The 18,231-nt window shown below is 72.8% G+C and carries 9 protein-coding genes and 1 pseudogene; 1 reads left to right on the forward strand and 9 read right to left on the reverse strand.

Annotation, left to right across the window (positions count from 1 at the left end):
* Window positions 1–28 precede the first annotated feature (28 nt).
* The 3 genes from ilvN to OOK41_RS27455 form a co-directional block, all read right to left on the reverse strand.
* Entirely contained in the window at window positions 29–544 is a 516-nt protein-coding gene (gene ilvN, locus OOK41_RS27445; RefSeq protein ID WP_117666201.1) for an acetolactate synthase small subunit, read from the reverse strand.
* The gene (locus OOK41_RS27450) at window positions 544–2,427 is read right to left on the reverse strand and encodes an acetolactate synthase large subunit (RefSeq protein ID WP_266267201.1); all 1,884 of its coding nucleotides are present in this window, start codon (window positions 2,425–2,427) and stop codon (window positions 544–546) included. Before OOK41_RS27450 ends, ilvN begins: the two co-directional genes overlap by 1 nt.
* 183 nt (window positions 2,428–2,610) lie before the next feature.
* On the reverse strand, window positions 2,611–5,043 hold the full coding sequence (locus OOK41_RS27455) for a bifunctional diguanylate cyclase/phosphodiesterase (protein WP_266268022.1): 2,433 nt from the start codon (window positions 5,041–5,043) through the stop codon (window positions 2,611–2,613).
* Between the two features lie 130 nt (window positions 5,044–5,173).
* Between OOK41_RS27455 and ilvD the strand changes: the two genes are divergently transcribed.
* Entirely contained in the window at window positions 5,174–7,021 is a 1,848-nt protein-coding gene (gene ilvD / locus OOK41_RS27460; RefSeq protein ID WP_266267202.1) for a dihydroxy-acid dehydratase, read from the forward strand.
* A gap of 61 nt (window positions 7,022–7,082) precedes the next feature.
* On the opposite strand, the pseudogene OOK41_RS27465 reads toward ilvD, so the two are convergent.
* From OOK41_RS27465 to OOK41_RS27490, 6 genes and pseudogenes are all read right to left on the reverse strand, one after another.
* Window positions 7,083–7,400 (reverse strand): annotated as a pseudogene (locus tag OOK41_RS27465) (hypothetical protein); the annotation flags it as partial.
* Window positions 7,316–7,675, reverse strand: coding sequence for a fatty acid desaturase (locus tag OOK41_RS27470; RefSeq protein ID WP_323136269.1), 360 nt, complete (start codon window positions 7,673–7,675; stop codon window positions 7,316–7,318). The gene OOK41_RS27470 and the pseudogene OOK41_RS27465, both read right to left, overlap by 85 nt.
* Window positions 7,676–7,989: 314 nt before the next feature.
* Window positions 7,990–10,170, reverse strand: coding sequence for a DEAD/DEAH box helicase (locus OOK41_RS27475; RefSeq protein ID WP_266267204.1), 2,181 nt, complete (start codon window positions 10,168–10,170; stop codon window positions 7,990–7,992).
* Window positions 10,167–11,468: a BREX system ATP-binding protein BrxD gene (brxD, locus tag OOK41_RS27480; protein WP_266267205.1), complete on the reverse strand. Its 1,302-nt coding sequence runs from the start codon at window positions 11,466–11,468 to the stop codon at window positions 10,167–10,169. Before brxD ends, OOK41_RS27475 begins: the two co-directional genes overlap by 4 nt.
* The gene (gene pglZ / locus OOK41_RS27485; RefSeq protein WP_266267206.1) at window positions 11,465–14,197 is read right to left on the reverse strand and encodes a BREX-2 system phosphatase PglZ; all 2,733 of its coding nucleotides are present in this window, start codon (window positions 14,195–14,197) and stop codon (window positions 11,465–11,467) included. The genes brxD and pglZ overlap by 4 nt, the downstream gene beginning before the upstream one ends.
* The gene (locus tag OOK41_RS27490) at window positions 14,194–18,012 is read right to left on the reverse strand and encodes a phage resistance protein (protein WP_266267207.1); all 3,819 of its coding nucleotides are present in this window, start codon (window positions 18,010–18,012) and stop codon (window positions 14,194–14,196) included. The genes pglZ and OOK41_RS27490 overlap by 4 nt, the downstream gene beginning before the upstream one ends.
* Window positions 18,013–18,231 lie beyond the last annotated feature (219 nt).

Here is an 18,231-nt window from a genome sequence, read left to right on the forward strand (position 1 = left end):
TGTGCGGGTGGTGTGGCGGGCAAGGGGCTCAGGCGGCCCGCAGGGCCGGGCCGGCGGTGATCGAACGCGAGCCGCGCCCGATCGCCACCGTGCCGGACTGGACCATCTCCTTGATCCCGAACGGTTCGAGGTCGCGCAGCAGCGCGTCCAGCTTGTCGGGGGTGCCGGTGGCCTCGATCGTCAGCGTGTCGGGCGCGACGTCAACCACCCGGGCGCGGAACAGGGCGACCGTCTCCAGCACCTGGCCGCGGACGGCCCGGTCGGCGCGGACCTTGACCAGCAGCAGTTCCCGGGCGACCGAGACCTGCGGGTCCAGTTCGACGATCTTGAGCACGTTGACCAGCTTGTTGAGCTGCTTGGTGACCTGCTCCAGCGGGGACGACTCGGCGTTGACCACGATGGTGATCCGGGAGACGTCCGGGTTCTCGGTCTCGCCGACGGCGAGGCTGTTGATGTTGAAGCCCCGCCGGGAGAACAGCCCGGAGACCCGGGCCAGGACGCCCGGCTTGTTCTCCACAAGCACGGAAAGGGTGTGCAGGTTCATCAGATGTCGTCCTCGTCGAAGGTCGGGCGGACGCCGCGGGCGAACATGATCTCGTCGTTGCTGGTGCCGGCGGCCACCATCGGCCAGACCATCGCGTCCTTGCCGACCACGAAGTCGATCACGACGGGGGCGTCGTTGATCGCCATCGCCGCCTCGATGGTCTTGTCGACGTCGGCCGCGTTCTCGCAGCGCAGGCCGATGCAGCCGAGCGCCTCGGCGAGCTTGACGAAGTCCGGGATGCGGTGCTTGTGGGTGCCCAGCTCGGTGTTCGAGTACCGCTCGTTGTAGAACAGCGTCTGCCACTGCCGGACCATGCCGAGGTTGCCGTTGTTGATCACGGCGATCTTGACGGGGATGCCCTCCAGCGCGCAGGTGGCCAGCTCCTGGTTGGTCATCTGGAAGCAGCCGTCGCCGTCCACCGCCCAGACCACCGTGTCCGGCCGGCCGACCTTGGCTCCCATCGCGGCCGGGACCGCGTACCCCATCGTGCCGAGGCCGCCGGAGTTGAGCCAGGTGGCCGGCCGCTCGTACGAGATGAACTGCGACGCCCACATCTGGTGCTGACCGACGCCGGCGACGTAGACGGCGTCCGGCCCGACGATCTTCCCGAGCCGCTCGATCACGAACTGCGGGGAGAGGGTGCCGTCGGCCGGCTCCTCGTAGCCCAGCGGATACCGCTCGCGCAGGTCGTCGAGCTGGGTCCACCAGTCCCCGAGGTCGGCCGGGTGGCCGGCGGCCCGCTCGGTGGTGACCGCGGCGATCAGCTCGTCGATCACGTGCCGGGCGTCGCCGACGATCGGCACGTCCGCGTGCCGGTTCTTGCCGATCTCGGCCGGGTCGATGTCGGCGTGCACGACGGCCGCGTCCGGGGCGAACGAGTCCAGCTTGCCGGTGACCCGGTCGTCGAACCGGGCGCCGAGCGCCACGATCAGGTCCGACTTCTGCAGGCCGTAGACCGCCGCGACGGTGCCGTGCATGCCCGGCATGCCCAGGTGCTGCGGATGCGAGTCGGGGAACGCCCCGAGCGCCATCAGCGTGGTGACCACCGGGATGCCGGTCAGCTCCGCCAGCCGGCGCAGCCCCTCCGTGGCGCCGGCCTTGAGCACCCCGCCGCCGACGTAGAGCACCGGCCGGCGGGCCGAGGTCATCAGCCGGGCCGCCTCCCGGATCTGCTTGCCGTGCGGGTGCAGGGTCGGCCGGTACCCGGGCAGGTCCAGCGTCGGCGGCCAGGAGAAGGTGGTCTGCGCCTGGAGGACGTCCTTCGGGATGTCCACCAGCACCGGGCCGGGGCGGCCGGTCGAGGCCAGGTGGAACGCCTCGGCCAGCACCTGCGGGATCTCCTCGGGCGTCTGCACCAGGAAGTTGTGCTTGGTGATCGGCAGGGTGATGCCCTGGATGTCGGCCTCCTGGAAGGCGTCCGTGCCGATCGCCGGCCGGGCCACCTGACCGGTGATCGCCACCACGGGCACCGAGTCCATGTACGCGTCGGCGATCGGGGTGACGAGGTTCGTCGCGCCCGGGCCGGAGGTGGCCATGCAGACCCCGACCTTGCCGGTGGCCTGGGCGTACCCGGTGGCCGCGTGTCCGGCGCCCTGCTCGTGCCGGACCAGGATGTGCCGGACGGTGGAGTCGTAGAGCGGGTCGTACGCCGGGAGGATCGCCCCGCCCGGGATGCCGAAGACGACGTCGACGCCGAGCGCCTCCAGGGACCGCACGAGCGAACCGGCTCCGGAGGTCTGCGCGGGAGCGGGCTGCCGTACCCCCGGGGTGGCCGGGCCGGCGGCGCGGGTGGCCGGCGCGACCTGGTCGGCGGTCGCCGGCTCGGCGCCGGCGCGGGCCCGGCGGGCGGAGTGGGCGAGGGTCTCTGGCGTGGGTCTCGTCATGGCGGTTCAGGCCTTCGGCTGGAGTGGCTGATGCTCTTCAGGCGGTGCAACGCGGGCGGGGTCCGCCCCGATGGGTCCGACGGCAATAAAAACGGCCCTCGTGCAGATGCACGGGGCCAGCGCACTCTCGATGACGGAGAGTGCGCTCAGGTAAGTACTCGCGGAGAGGTCGACGACATGCGGTCAAGCCTGCCGCATCTCACGCGATGAGTCAACTGATCCCACATTTTGGTTCACGGACTTCGGCGGAGTGCTCTCCGACACACCGCTGCCGACCGTCCCGAGCTGCGCGGACGCCTCCCCGTCGGGGCGCGGGGCGGGCATCGACGGCAGTCGACGGGGACGCGCCGCCGCGGGCGGGGGCGCGACGGCGGCGGGGTGCCCGGCGGCCGGCGCCGACACCGGGGCGGGACGCGCACCGGCGGACGTGGCGGCCTCCAGCATCGCCTCCAGGTGCTCGGCCGGCACCCCCCAGCCGAAGAGCGCGCCCTGGCCCCACCGGCAGCCGGCGGCGACCACCGCGGCCAGCTCGGCGGGGGTGGTCACCCCCTCGGCGATCACCTCCATCCCGAGCTGGTGGCCCAGCCGCATGACGATGTCGACCATCGGGGCGAAGGCCGGGCCGTCGGTGCCCACCGGGCGGACCGGCTCGTGCTCGGCGACCAGGCTGTGGTCGATCTTGAGAATGTCGATCGGCAGCCGGCGGAGCTGCCCGAGCGACGAGTACCCCGCGCCGAAGTCGTCCAGGGCGATCCGGACGCCGGTGCGCCGCAGCGCGGTCAGCCGCCGGATCAGCTCGTCGAGGTCGGTCGCGACGGCGTGCTCGGTGACCTCCAGCACCAGCCGCTGCGGCGGCACGTGGTGGGCGCGGAGCGCCTCGGCGACCTGGACCACGTACTCGGGGGCGTGCAGCTCCCGGGGCGAGACGTTCACCGACACCCACACGTCGTGCCCGTCGGCCAGCCAACGGGAGAGCTGGTAACACGCCTGGTGCAGCACCCACGCGCCGAGCTTGGCGATCATCCCGCACTCCTCGGCCAGCGGGATGAACTCGTCCGGGCGGACGTTGCCCAGCTCGGGGTGGTGCCAGCGCAGCAGCGCCTCCGCGCCCACCGGGCGCACCGACGGCAGCGACGCCACCGGTTGGAACGCCAACCGCAGCTCGTCGCGCTCGATCGCCCCGCGCAGCTCGTGCTCCACCGTCGTGCGGCGGCGCAGGAGCTGGTCGTAGGCGACGTCGTAGTGCTCGATCCGGTTCTTGCCGCGCTGCTTGGCGTAGCGCAGGGCCAGGTCGGCGTGCCGCAGCAACAGCTCGGTGTCCGGCTCGTCGGGCTGCCCGGCCACCCCGATGCTGACCGAGAGGAAGACCGGCCCGCCGGGCTGCTCGTACGGGCGGCCGAGCACCCCGAGCAGCCGCTCGGCCACCCGGCCGGCGTCGGCCGGGCGGCCGGGCATGAGCACCGCGAACTCGTCGCCGCCCAGCCGGGCGGCCAGGTCGCCGGGGCGCAGGTTGCCGCGCAGCCGCCGGCCCACCTCGGCCAGCACCTCGTCGCCCACGTCGTGCCCGCGCATGTCGTTGACGTTCTTGAAGCCGTCCAGGTCCAGGCCGAGCAGCACGCACGGGACGCCGGAGCCGGCGCTGTCCTGCAGGGCCCGCAGCAGCCCCCGCCGGTTGGCCAGGCCGGTCAGCGGGTCGGTGTGGGCCAACTCCCGGAAGTGCGCCTCGCGCTCGGCCAGCCGGCCCGCGTACCGGCGCACGTCGTTGAGGGCGAGGTACTGCCGGGCCACCAGGGCGAACCCCTCGACGCTGCCGGCGACGATGCCCAGCGCGTCGAACCGGCCGCCCTGGAGGAGGTGGTACATCGCCGAGGCGGCCATCGCGACCATCGGTACGAAGGCATACATGCCGTCCCGGCGGATCAGGTCGACGTCGACCTGACCGGGCGGGACGGCCCCGCGCATGGCCAGCGCGGCGGCCAGCAGCCCGGCCGCGACCAGCCCGGCGCCGCCCAGCACCATCCCCGGCACGCCCTGGCAGAGCCCCCCGGCGAGGCCGAGGCCGCCGCAGGTGACCGCCGTGATCCCGGTACCGAGCCAGGCCAGCCGGCGGCGGGGCGCGGCGGCCCGCACGAGCACGATCAGGGTGAGCCCGGCGGTGAGCGCGACGCCCACCGTGGCCAGCAGGATCGGCGCGCAGGCCACCGGGGTGGCGCTCGCCAGCAGCCGGCTCGGCTCGGAGAGGAGCACCCAGCCCACGAACCAGAGCGCGGCAGCCACGACCAGCCCGTCGAGCACCAGCCGGGCCGTCGCCGCCCGGGTGACCCCCGCGCCGGGCAGCCGGAGCAGGCCCGCCCCGAAGGCGAACGCGCTCATCGTCGTGCCGGCGGAGATCAGGGTGGCCCACCCCGTACGCTGCCCCTGCGTGTGCGCCAGGTGGCTGCCGCCGGCGAGCGCCGCGGTCAGCCCGGTCAGCAGGCTGACCAGCGCGAAGGCCGCCGCGGCGGCGACCAGCGTGCCGGCCCACCCGTACGGGCGGCCGGCCCGGCGGGCGAGGACGACCAGCAGCGCGGTGGCGCCGGCGGCGACGAGCCCGCTCAGCGCCGCAACGGCGATCATGACCGGGGTGGAGTACACGTCCTCAACTGTGCCGGATGCCCGCCTCGCGTGGGGGGCCGGGTGCGCAATTGTTGGGACACCGCGCAGCACCCCTGGGAGGGCGCCGGCCGGCGGTGCAAGACTGGTACGCATGCCTGAGCTGCGGTCGAAGACCTCCACGCACGGCCGGACGATGGCCGGCGCCCGGGCCCTCTGGCGGGCCACCGGGATGACCGACGACGACTTCGGCAAGCCGATCGTCGCCATCGCCAACAGTTTCACCCAGTTCGTACCCGGCCACGTACACCTCAAGGACATGGGCGGCCTCGTCGCCGACGCGGTGGCCGAGGCCGGCGGGGTGGGCCGGGAGTTCAACACCATCGCCGTCGACGACGGCATCGCCATGGGCCACGGCGGGATGCTCTACTCCCTGCCCAGCCGCGAGCTGATCGCCGACGCGGTGGAGTACATGGTCAACGCCCACTGCGCGGACGCCCTGGTCTGCATCTCGAACTGCGACAAGATCACCCCGGGCATGCTGCTGGCCGCGCTGCGGCTGAACATCCCCACCGTCTTCGTCTCCGGCGGGCCGATGGAGGCCGGCAAGACGGTGGCGATCGAGGGGATCGTGCATTCCAAGATCGACCTGATCGACGCGATGGTCGCCTCGTCCAACGACGCGGTCACCGACGACCAGCTCGGCGAGATCGAGCGCTCCGCCTGCCCGACCTGCGGCTCCTGCTCCGGCATGTTCACCGCCAACTCGATGAACTGCCTCACCGAGGCGATCGGCCTGGCCCTGCCCGGCAACGGCTCGACGCTGGCCACCCACGCCGCCCGCCGGTCGCTCTTCGTCGAGGCCGGCCGCACCGTCGTGGAGATCGCCAAGCGCTGGTACGACAGCGACGACGCCTCGGTGCTGCCCCGGCAGATCGCCAACCGGGCCGCGTTCGAGAACGCCGTCGCCCTGGACGTGGCGATGGGCGGGTCGACCAACACGATCCTGCACCTGCTCGCCGCCGCCCGGGAGGCGGAGCTGGACTTCTCCGTCGCCGACATCGACGCCGTCTCCCGCCGGGTGCCCTGCCTGGCCAAGGTCGCGCCGAACTCGCCGCAGTACCACATGGAGGACGTGCACCGGGCCGGCGGCATCCCGGCCATCCTCGGCGAACTGGACCGCGCCGGCCTGCTGCACCGGGACGTGCGCTCGGTGCACTCCCCCAGCCTTCAGCGGTGGCTCGCCGACTGGGACGTGCGGGGCGGCTCGGCCACCGAGGAGGCGGTCGAGCTGTTCCACGCCGCCCCCGGCGGGGTGCGCACCACCGAGCCGTTCTCCACCACGAACCGCTGGTCCACGCTGGACACCGACGCGGCGGGCGGCTGCGTGCGGGACCGCGAGCACGCCTACAGCGCCGACGGCGGGCTGGCCATCCTGCACGGCAACCTCGCCCCCGAGGGCTGCGTGGTGAAGACCGCCGGCGTGCCCGACGAGTGCCTGACCTTCCGCGGCCCGGCCAAGGTGTACGAGTCGCAGGACGACGCCGTCACGGCGATCCTGGCCAAACAGATCGTGGCCGGGGACGTGGTGGTGATCCGGTACGAGGGCCCGAAGGGCGGCCCCGGCATGCAGGAGATGCTCTACCCCACCTCGTTCCTCAAGGGCCGGGGGCTGGGCCGGTCCTGCGCGCTGCTCACGGACGGCCGGTTCTCCGGCGGCACCTCGGGCCTGTCCATCGGGCACGCCTCCCCCGAGGCGGCCTCCGGCGGCCTGATCGCCCTGGTCGAGCCCGGCGACGAGATCGTCATCGACATCCCGGCCCGGTCGATCTCGCTCAATGTCGCCGAGGACGTGCTGGAGGCCCGACGCATCGCCCAGGAGAAGCGCGACCGGCCGTACACCCCGGTCGACCGCGAACGGCCGGTGTCGGCGGCGCTGCGCGCGTACGCCTCGATGGCGACCTCGGCCAGCGACGGCGCGTACCGCCGGGTGCCGGAGTAGGCGCGGGGGCCCTGCCGGACGCGGAGCGGCGGCAGGGCCCGACACCGTCCACGAGCGACGCTCAGTACCCGAACAGGGCGATGACGAGCGACGACACCGCGGCGGCGAGCAGCACCCCGCCCGCGCCGATCCCGACCGCCGCGCTCACCGGCACGGTGCGGGCCCGGGCGACCGGAACCGCCGCCAGCGCCGCCGCCGTCACCAGGGCGGCGACCACGTGGATCAACGGATAGTCGAGCAGTGCCGCGACCGGGAACAGGTGCACCCCCACCACGAGGGCGACCCAGGCGGGGATCAGCTCCCTGCGGCCTCGCAGGGCGAGCAGCCCGGCACCGAGTGCCGCGACGCCGAACTCGCTGCCGACGACCAGGCCGAAGGAGACGTCACGCTCTGCTGATCGGGATCGTCCTGGTCGGTCAGCCCGGCGTGGTGACGCTGATGGTCGGACCGGTAGTCCGCGAGCGAGTGGGTCGCCGCCGTCGCACCGGCCAGGTCTCCGACGATGGCACTCATCCGCCCGAAGTCGCCGTGGCTGGCGTGATGCAGCAGATAGTTGTGCATCGCCCGAAGCAGTCCGATCGTGGTCAGCACCGATGCGGCCGTCAACAGAATCAACATTCCACCGACGTACCAGGCGACTTCCGGCACTGACATGATCAGCGTCGCCGAAACGGCGACCAATAACCACAATCGTAGGCTTCGCAGCGCGGACACGTGGAGCTCTGCCGTTGGCAGACAACACACCCGGAGGGTGCTGTACTCACGATCGCGTCGGACGAGCTCCCCACCGCGGCGGGATTATGCCGTATCCGTCTACCGCGCCCTCATGGGAATTCGTTGCTGAAAGGGTCGCATCGTCAACTTGTTCCGCCGGGAGCCAGTCCCCGAACGCGCAATTCTTCGCGCAACGTCCGCCACATCGTTTGCGGTGGAAATCGGATCGGTCAGGATACAGAAGGTGTCCCTTCTCACCGCTGCGTCAGGGCGGCGAAGCGGACCGGCTCCGCCAGCACCGACGCCGCCCCGGGGATGTCCGTGAGGCGTGCCGCGAGGGTCGCGCGGGCCAGCCGCTCCGGCAGCGCGACGCCGAACTTCAGCCCGGCGAGGGCCCGCGCACTGACCTCGGGCAGGCAGATCCGCTGCGCCGCGTCCGCGACCAGGGCCCGCCACTGCGTCCGGTTCAGGTCCGCGCGGAGCCGGATGGTGTGGTCGTCGAACCGCTGCATCGGATCGACGACCTCGCCCAACGTCGCGGTCAGGGTCGCGTTTGCCCGCAGGCCCGCCCACGTCCACCAGGTCAGGTCGCCGTTAGGTGCCCTGACGACGAGGCTCCCGCCCGGGTGCACCACGGCCGACCGGTCGGTCCGTTCCGCCGCCAGCCGTTCCACCGCCCGCCCGGTCAGCCGGACCGGTGGATCCTCGCCGAGGAGGACGTCCCGCATCGCCCGGGTGAGCGGGTGACTCCAGCCCACCCAGCCCAGCGAGGTCCAGCGGGCCCGGCCGCCGTCGTCGGCCGGCTCCACGAAGCAGCGCCGCCGACGCCAGTCGACGTACGTGACCCGCCAGCTCCGCCCGCCGAGCAACAGCAGCCGGTCGCCGGGCACCTCCTCGGTGAGCAGGCTAGGGTCGATCCGGCCCAGTTCCTGGCGGCCGTGCAGGACGGTGAACTCCGGCGGCCCGGTGAAGACGGCCGTCATGTCGATGAAGTGCCGCCTGCCGAACCGTCGCTCCGCCTCCGGCCCGACGAACAGCAGCCCCCCGTCGCTGTCCAGGTAGCCGTGGTCGAGAAGGTGCCGGACGATCGGCTCGGCCCCCGGGCCGAAGGGCGCGAGGCCGTTCCACGCCTGAGCCCAGAGGCGGTCACCGACCCGGTGCTCCTGCAGGCAGAGCGCGAGCATCTGCTGGGCGACGATGTGCCGAGGGTCGGGCGGCGGGACGACCGGTTCCACCCAGCCTCGCCCCCACAGCGTCAGCAGCGCAGCCGCCCGGGTCAGGTCCTGTCCGGTGCGGCACAGGAACAGGCAGTTCCGGGTGCTGCCCGGGCGGCGGCCGGTGCGGCCGAGCCGCTGCAGGAACGACGCCACGGTGGCGGGCGCGTCGATCTGGACGACCCGGTCCAGGTCACCGACATCGATGCCGAGTTCGAGCGTGCTGGTGGAGACGATGACGCAGTCCCTCGCCTCGGCGAACGCCTGCTCGGACCGGCGTCGCTCGTCAGTGGAGAGGGAGGCGTGCGACAGGAAGGTCGTCACCCCGCGTTCCCGCAGCAGTTGGCCGAGTTCCTCGACGGTCTGCCGGGACTCGCAGAAGACCAGCCGCTTCTCGCCGGCGTGCAGGGCGGAGATCACCTTCGCCGCGTTGAACAGCGACCCGACGTAGTCGAGTTCGATCTCGCCGGGCGGCGGGCCGGCAGTCTCTGCGGAATCGGAATCGGAATCGGAACCGGAATCTGCAACGGCAACGGCAACGGAAGCGGAAGCGGAAGCGGGCACGTCGGGAGCGATCACCCGCCCCGGCCGGCTGCCCGCCGCCGAGCCCTGCAGCCAGGTCAGCAGTTGCGCCGGGTTGCCGACGGTCGCGGAGAGCCCCACCCGTTGCAGCGGCCGGCCGGCGACCCGGGTCAGCCTCTCCAGCACCGCGAGCAGGTGCCAGCCACGATCGTCCCCGGCGAAGGCGTGGACCTCGTCGACCACCACCGCCCGCAGCCCGGCGAAGAAGGTCCGGTGGTCGACGTTGACGCTCACCAGCATCGCCTCGAGAGACTCGGGAGTGGTCAGCAGGATGTCGGGGCGCTGCCAGAGCACGGCCCGCCGGGCGGCGGTGTTGACGTCGCCGTGCCAGATCGCCGCGGTGCGGCCGAGCCAGCCGGCGTACCGCTCGATGCGGGGATGCAGGTTGTTGAGCAGGGCCTTGAGCGGGCACAGGTAGAGCACCGAGGTGCCGGTCCAGCCCTCCCGCGCCATCCGCGACAGCAGGGGGAACACCGCCGCCTCGGTCTTCCCGCCCGCCGTCGGGGCGAGCAGCAGCCCGTCGTTGCCGTGGAGCAGCGGCCCGATCGCGTCTCGTTGCAGCGGACGCAGCTCCGGCCAGCCGAGGCTGTTGACGACGTGGTGCAGCACCACCGGGTCGAGCGAAGTCTCTTCGTTCACAGGGTCAGGTCGACGTCGTCGGCCGAGGCGGCGTTCCGTTCGACCTCCGTCAGTTCGTCGGAGCGCAGCGTCAACGCGTAGTGCTCCCGGGGATTCCAGTCGGCGAACTGGTCCACCCGGTCGAAGATGTCGGCGACGAGCTTCTTGAGATAGACCCGCGGAGCAACCCCGACCTGACCACCCAGCCGGCCGGCGACGGCCCGGGCGAGTTCAGCGAGGTAGTCGTCGCCGACCACGTCGGTCACCCGGTCGCTGCCGTAGATCTCGCGTACCCGTATCCCGAGCTGGACCAGGGCTGCCTCGGTGAACCCGGGGAGCCGAAGCTGGGTGGCGCGAGGGTTGTCCCAGCGCGGTTCCGGGCCGAAGTCGGTGGCGAGGCGCTGGGCCAGCGGCGCGAGCCGCTGCACACCCTGCTGGCCGTCGAAGAACGCCGGGGTGCCGGTGATCAGCAGGAACAGGCCCGGGAAGCGCCCGGCGTAGATGTCGTCGACCAGTTGCCGCAGCGCGTTCAGGGCCTTGTCGCGGGCGTCCGACCGAACCCTCTGCAGGGTCTCGACCTCGTCGAGGACCAGGAGCAGGCCGGGATGCCCGCTGTCCCGGAGCACCGTCAGCAGGCCCTGCAGGAAGCTGAGCGCCCCGAAGTGGTCGAGATCCCCCTTGACCCCGGCGGCCCGGCGAGCCGTGGCCGCGACGTGGGGCTGTCCGCCCAGCCAGGCGGCCAGCCCGCCGGCGGTCACCTGGTCGCCGGAGGCGATGGCCGCCCGGTAGCCGCGCAGCGCGGCTGCGAAGCCGGGTGTGCTCCGGGAGATGTCCGCCAGCCGACGTTCCAGCAGCTCGCCGACCGCCCGGTCGAGCCCGTCCGCGTCAGTTTCGGCAACCGTGCCAGCGGCCAGCACGTCCTCCTCGAGAGCGAAGATCCACCCGTCGAGGACCGGACGCAGCGCGCTCGGGGCGAACTGCTCGGTCGTCAACTGTTCGACGAGCCGGCGGTAGACAGTCTCCATCCGGTGCAGCGGCGTCTCCAGCTCGGAGACCTGCACCTCGGCCACCGCGAATCCCCGGCGCTTCGCCCGCTCCCCCAGCCACCGGGTGAGGAAGGTCTTCCCGGCGCCGTACTCGCCCCGCACGGCCTTGAACACGCTGCCGCCACCGGCGACCCGGTCGAGCTCCTCGTCGAGGGTGGAGGTGAAGCGGTCCAGTCCGACGGCGAGTGCGTCTAGGCCGTTGGCGGGCACCGCTCCCCGCCGGAGGGCGTCGACGATGTCCCTGCGCCGCCGCGCGCTGACCTCTACCGTCACGGGGCCTCCAGCCCGAACTGCTCGACCATCAGGGCGATGTCGAGCTTGGCGGTCCGGCCGTCCGGGTCCAGGCTGAGCACGGGGTACCCCTCGACCTGCAGCAGCCGCCGCAGCACGGTGAACGTGCCGGTGACCCGGTGCACGGGTACGCCGGCCCTGGTGGCCAGCGTCTCCAGGGCTGCCCGCCCGTTGCCGGCGATGAGAGTGGCGACCATGGCGGCCACCCGCTCGTCGGACAGGGGCGCCCGGGTGCCCCGGCGGTCGGCGTACACCGGGCTGGCCAGCAGTGCGTCGACGAGGACCGTCGCGGGATCAGCCGCAGCAGGCGGTTCGGGCGGGGCCGGCGCGGCAGTCGGGGCGGGCAGGTCGAACAGGCCCTCGTCCTGGACGGCCGGCCGGGCGGCACGGCGAACGGAACGCCTGTTCTCCGGTTGGGCGGCCTCGCGGGAGGTCGCCTCCCCGGCCGTCGGCCGCAGCGGCTCGCGCCACCACTCGGGGCTCGACACCGGCGCTCCCGCCCACCCCGGGACGGCGTTCTCGTCGTGCACCGCGAAGAGCAGCAGTGGGATCACGGCCTCGGCGGGAGCGGCACCCCCATGGTATCCGGCCTTGCGCGGGCCGTACCGCAGTTCCTCCCGCCAGGGCAGGATCGCCTTCCCCTCGGCGAGGGCCACCCGGCTGCCCCGGAAGAGCAGCTCGCCGTCACCGGGTTCACCCGTCGCCGGACGCCACCGGTTCTCGCTGGAGTCGGCGGGCAGGAGGACCGCCTCGGTGCCCCGGTCGACGACGTGGCCGTGGTCGGAGACCAGCACCACGACCCGGTCCTGCGCCACCGCGAGCAGGTCCCGCAGCCCGTTGACGGTGTCCGTGCTCCACTCGGTGGTGCCGGGGTCGCTGCGGTCCAGGGCGTCGTCGATGGTGTTGATGACGGCGGCGACCAGCGGGACGGCGGGGTCGGCGATGGCGGCGGCCACCTCGGGGTCGACGGCCTGCCCGGCCGGGGTGCGCAGGTCGGACTTGTGCAACAGCACGCTGCCCGGGAACTGCTCGCGGAAGGCGCGCAACTCGGCGCCACGGTCACCGACGGCGATCCGCCCGCTGAACAGGCTGCACCGGTTGACCTGCGTGACCGTCGGCAGCGCGGCAAGGACCCCGGTCCGGGGGCCGCCGCCGGGGGTCAGTTCGGTCCAGACGCCGCTGCGGCCGAGGGAGTCGGCGATCTCGATGCCCGCCGCGGTGCCCATGCCGTCGAGGACGAGCATCAGGACCCGACGCCCGCCGTCGAGGACGGGACGGACGACGCGGTCCAGCACGTCCTCCACCCGCAGCAGGGCACCAGGTTCCCGCTCGGCGCCGGTCATGTCCTGCAGCAGCTCGGCGAACTGGCGGTCGTGCCGGGCGCGACGGGCGTCGACGGCCGCATGCAGCAGCCGGTACGCCTGCGCTACCTCCTGGTCGACGTCGCCGGCGAAGACGTCCAGCCGGGCGCGGTCGACCCACCCGTCGGCGCGGACCTGTCGGTGCACGGCGTCGAGAATGGTGGCGGGGGCGGGTCCCTCGGGCACGGCCAGCCACCGCAGCAGCCGGACGGCCATCCTGGCGGTCTCCACCCGAGGCCGGTCGGCCGACCGGTGGGCCTCGACCTCGGCGAGCCGGTCCTGCGCCCGTTCGATCAGCTCAGCGGCGGGCCCCGCCCCGGCCACCGGAACGGCGAGCCGCACCGCGGCCCCGAACGCGCGCATCCGCTGGGTGAAGCCGGCCGGCAGCAGGGCCGACGCGGCGAGCCGCCCGGCGATGTCGATCTCGGCCGCGATCTCCTCGGCCCGGCGCAGCATCCGATGCGCGTCGTGGCGTACGGCGTCGTCGCCGTCGAGGGCCCGGTAGATCCACGCCTCCGTGGCCTCCCCGAACGCGGTCGCCTGCGCCTCCGTCAGCCGGGCACCGCCGAAGCGCGGTTCGAGCCGGGTCCGGGCGACCACCAGCTCCACGTCGGGTCGCGGCTCGACGTCCCGGGGCCGGAGCACCCCGGCGAGCAGGCCGAGCGGGATGGCGTCGATGCCGTGCCCGGCCCGGACGGCGGCGAGCACCGGCACGGCGACCGGGCCGGCCACCTCGGCGAGGAACACGGCAATCCCGTCGGTCCACTCGGTGGGCAGGTCGGCGAAGCGCAGTTGGGTACGTGCGTCGGTGCTCCACTGGAGGAGCCCGGCGCCGTCCAGCTCGTCGGGGTCGAGGCCGAGCACCGCCCCGGCGAGGTGCCGCAGGGCGTGATCTCGGGTGAGGATGAGGCCCGCGGGCGGGGCCCAGCCCTCGACCGGGGCGAGATCGGTGAGCGCGTCGGCGACCCAGCGGCCGGTGCGCACCAGGGTCGAGTCGAGCCGCACCTGGCCGCCGAACACCTGGGTGACCACGTCCCACGGGTCGACGCTGCGCCCCTTCTGCATGCTGACGTGGGTCAGCAGGCCGTCGCCCAGTTCCATGTCGGTCAGGTCGGTCAGCAGGACGAGCTTCTCGTACGCGGCCCGGTCGGCGAGCGCGGCCCGTGCGGCGATCGGCGTCGGGCAGGGCACGATCCGCACCGGGGTGTCCCCCACGGTGAGCACCGGCTCGTCGGTCCACTCGGGGCGGGCGTGCAGCACGATGGCGTCGCTGTCGTCCCGCTCGGCGAGCCACGCCTCGACCTTGCGCCGTACGGCCGCCGGGCGGACGGCGGCCCGGGTGAGGCTCACGGCCGGCGCTCCGACTCCTCGACCTGCCAGGTGACGGTGACCCGCCTGCCGGCAGCGACCTCGACCCGCAGCACGTCGACGAACCGGTCCAGTTCCTCCGCGCCGGTCACGACCGCCTGGCGGGCGGCTGGCGGCGGGAGAACCGGGTCCCCGGGATCGCGTGGCTTCGGGACGACGCCCGGCGGGTTCGGGATGACGGGCGGCGGATCGAGGGCCAGCGGGTTGGAGTCCGGCGGGACAAAGACCGGCGGGTCGACAACCGGCGGCTTCGTGGGTGCGACCGGCCGATCGTCGTCGGCCAGCAGTGCGGCTGCGGCGTCGACCGCGTCCTGCAACGCCTTGGCCAGGTCGGAGCCGTGCTGCTCGTCCCGGGCGGCGGCCCGAAGCCGGTCGAGTACGGATTGGGCACGCGGGTCGGACGTGGCCCTTTGCTCCACGGCCCTGATCAGCGGCCACTGCGTGGCGGCCAGCGCCGTGCAGAGCTTCCCGGCCTGCTTGTAGACGCCGCTCGCGGCCAGGCCGTCCAGGCCGCTGAGGCGCTTCTCCCCTTCGGCGACCACGCCGACGAGCACCACATCGTCCTGTTCGGCCTTGACCTGGGCGAGCAGCTCGGCGACCCGCCGGGCGGCGGCGAGCCGGCCGACCTGCGCGTCCGGCTCGAGGCCGAGCAGCGCGGCGTGCTCCGTCAGGCTGGCCACGAGTTTCCCGGCGGTCTCGGCGTACGTGGTGGCGACGCCCCGCATCTTCCCGGCCAGGTCCACGAGGTTGGCCGGGTTGCGGAACCGGGGCAGCACCTCGCCGAAGAAGGGCTGCCCGAACTGCACGGCCGCCTTCCATGCCTCCTCCGTCGGCATCGGCGGGTGCCGCAGCTCGAAGCGGTCCTCCACGCCGTTCACCACGCCGACGTTGACCTTCCGAACGCTGTCGTACCAGCTCAACTGCTGTTCGAGAGCGAAGACGGCGATGATCAGGTTCTGCAGGTCGCGGTCGAAGCCGCGCCGCTTCGGCACGTCCAGCCAGCCCCGGAGCCGGTGCACGGGGAAGTGGTCCCGGTAGTCCTCCTTGGCCGCCTCCTGCAGCAGGTGCCGGCTCCAGTAGCAGGTGCCCATGGTGAGCACGTAACGGTTGTCGATCAGCTCGCCGAGCTGCAGCGGGTTGCAGATCCGGCGGAGCAGCCGCTGGTCGGCGGGGGTCGCGACGGAGACGCCGCCGGTGGGGTCGGCGGCGGCCAGCTTCGCGTACTCGAAGACCTTGGCCAGGTCGCCACGGGTGAGCGGCTTCTCCTCCACCGGCAGGGCCGGCGTGCCCGGGTACGACCACTCCAGCAGCTCGGCGGTGAGGTTCTTGAACGCGTCGGCGAGGGTCCCGCCCCGGGGGTCGCCGATGCGCAGCCCCTCGGCCAGGGTGTGCAGCACCCCGACGGTGTCGTCGTGCACGTCGGAGGGCTGCGCGTTGGCCGCCCCGTACGCCTGCTTGAGCGCGGTGATCAGGCCCTCGCGGAGCTGGGTCTGCCGTTGCAGCAGGTAGACCCGGCCCTGCTGCCGGTCGGCCTTGGGCCAGTCCGCGGCGAGGGTGTTGAGCCGCTCCCCCGCGCCGCCGACACCGAGCAGGTAGTTGATCTTTGCGAGTTGGGCGACCCGGCCCATCAGGTCGTCGGTGAGGTAGAGCGGCAGCCAGAACACCGTGTTGGAGCCCCGGGGCAGTTCCTCGATCCGGGCCCGGTCGGCGCTGCGCGGGTAGTCCTGCGGGTCGAACGGGTAGTCCACGACGATCCGCCAGGACTCGCCGGGGGCGAGCAGCGCGGCGATCGGCATGGTGTCGGGGTCCCGGACGTTGCCGAACTTGACCTGGACGACGTGCCGCCGACCCCGCCAGTCGCGCGGCTGCTGCAGCTCGCCGTGGCTGCCCTCGCTGCCGGCCAGCCCCATCTCGGCGCTGATCAGTTCCCGGAGCAACTGCTGCCGCACGCCGGCCGAGGTCTCGTTGTGCGGCACCAGGTCGAGCAGCTTGTCGAAGTCGACGGTGTGCAGCTTGAGCGACACGACCTTGTCGTGGTCGTCGGTCAGGTGCAGCTCGCCGGCGTCCTGCTGGATCTTCGTCAGCCGGTTGAGCACCATCGTGTTCTCGTAGCCGGGGATCGGCGAGGCGATGGAGCCGAAGTTCAGCGCGTGCAGCTTGGCGGCGGTCAGGTTGTGCAGGGCCGGCACCTCGGGCACCAGGGCCCCGAGCAGGATGGTCTTGACCAGCTTGTCGTCGAGCTGGAACTGGGTGTGCGAGGCGGTCTTCTCCTCGTCGATGCCGCTGAGGGCGAGCAGGATCGGGCGCAGCTTACGCAGGTAGAGCGTGCGGGCGGCCTCGAACTTCTGGCGCAGCTCCGGGCGGTCGGGCAGCTCGCCGCGCAGCACCAGCGGGTCGAACAGGGCCGCGACCCCGATCAGGTCGTTGACGCGCAGGGTGTCCCGCCGCTCGACCAGCAGCTCCGTCATCACCTTCAGCGCCGTCCGCTCACGCTGCAACGCCTGGGAGAGTGCGACGAGGGTGGCCACGAGGGCCGGCGAGAAGGGGTAGAGCTGCCGGAAGGCGGTGGCGTCGGAGCCGATGCCGGCGTCGCCGTACTGCGCGCCGAGCAGCAGCGTGTCCCACACCTCGCGGTTGTGCCGGACTGCGGCGAAGGCGTTGTCGATGACCGCGCGGGCCGTCTCGTCGTTCGGCTTGAGCAGCCGCCCCTCGGTGATCTCGGGCAGGTTGGTGTCGGCGAGGACGATCTCCCCGAACCGCCCTTGGACGCTGCGCATCACCTGCGCCAGCGCCTCCCGCTCGGTGCCGCCGACCTGCGGGCCGAGGAACTCCTCCAGGTTGCGCTGGCGGGCCACGAAGGAGACCAGGGGCAGCGGACGGGTGGCGTCGGCGGACTCGACGAGCTTGTTGAGCTTGGCGCCCTCGGTGTTGACGAAGGTGTGGTCGGCGATCCGGCCGGAGAGCCAGAGGATCAGCTCGTCGAGGAAGAGCACGATCGCGTCGTACCCGAGGGACTTGGCGTGCCGGGTGATGACGGCGAGGCCGGTGTCGAGGTCGAGGTACTCGGCGCTGTGCACCGCGCCGCTGAAGAACGCCTGCGTGAGGGCGCTGACCAGCGCGTCGCGCTCCTTGGTGCCGGGCGGCTGCGCGGCGGCCTCGGCGTACCGCTGCGGGGTCCAGCCCTCGGCCTGGGCCCGCATCGCCGCCAGGCCGCCGCCCGTGACGGTGCCGCCGCCCAGTGCCGCGAAGAACTTGTCGTCACCGAGCGTCCGGCGCAGGCCGGCGGCGTTGCCCAGCAGCGCGTCCGACCGGTGTACGGCGGGAAGCGGCGCGTCCGGGTGGGCGACGGTGACGTGGCGCAGGTACCCCTCAAGGATCGCCTGCTCCACCGAGCGCGCGTCGAGCATGTGCAGGGTCAGGGTGAGGAACTTCCGGTCGGGCAGCCAGTCGTCGGCGGCGACGACCGCGCCGTCCAGCCCTCCGATCTCCCGGGCCCTGGGGTTATGCGCGAGGATCTCCCGCAGCACCGACATGAAGTGCGACTTGCCGGAGCCGAACGAGCCGTGCAGGAACAGCGCCTGGGAGCGGCCGGTGGTGACGGCGTGGCCGATCCGCCCCAGCGCCTTGGCGAAACTCTCCCGAAGCTGGTCGGTGACGACGTACCGGCTCAGGTCGGCGCCCTCGGCCGCCTTCACCACGAAGTCGCCCTCGCCGACGGACGTCGGGATGTCGATCAGGTCGCGCAGCAGCGTCGCCAATGTTCCTCCAGCTCCCCAGGTGCCCGACACGCTACCCATCGACCTGATTGAACGGGTACCGCACTGGTTGGCCAATTTGCGGTCCGGCTGACGGGACCACAGTGGACCAATGGCGGGCGCTTCCTCCGATCGTCCGAGAAGTCCCAGCTCAGCGTCGACCGCTCGCGGCAGGGCCGGTTGGGGACTGAACGAGAGTCTGAATCTCGACACTCAGGGTCAGCCGGCCAAGGTCCGGCGCTGGCACAGCTCCGAGAGCTG

This window comes from Micromonospora sp. NBC_01655, assembly GCF_026339755.1.
Classification (GTDB): Bacteria; Actinomycetota; Actinomycetes; order Mycobacteriales; family Micromonosporaceae; genus Micromonospora.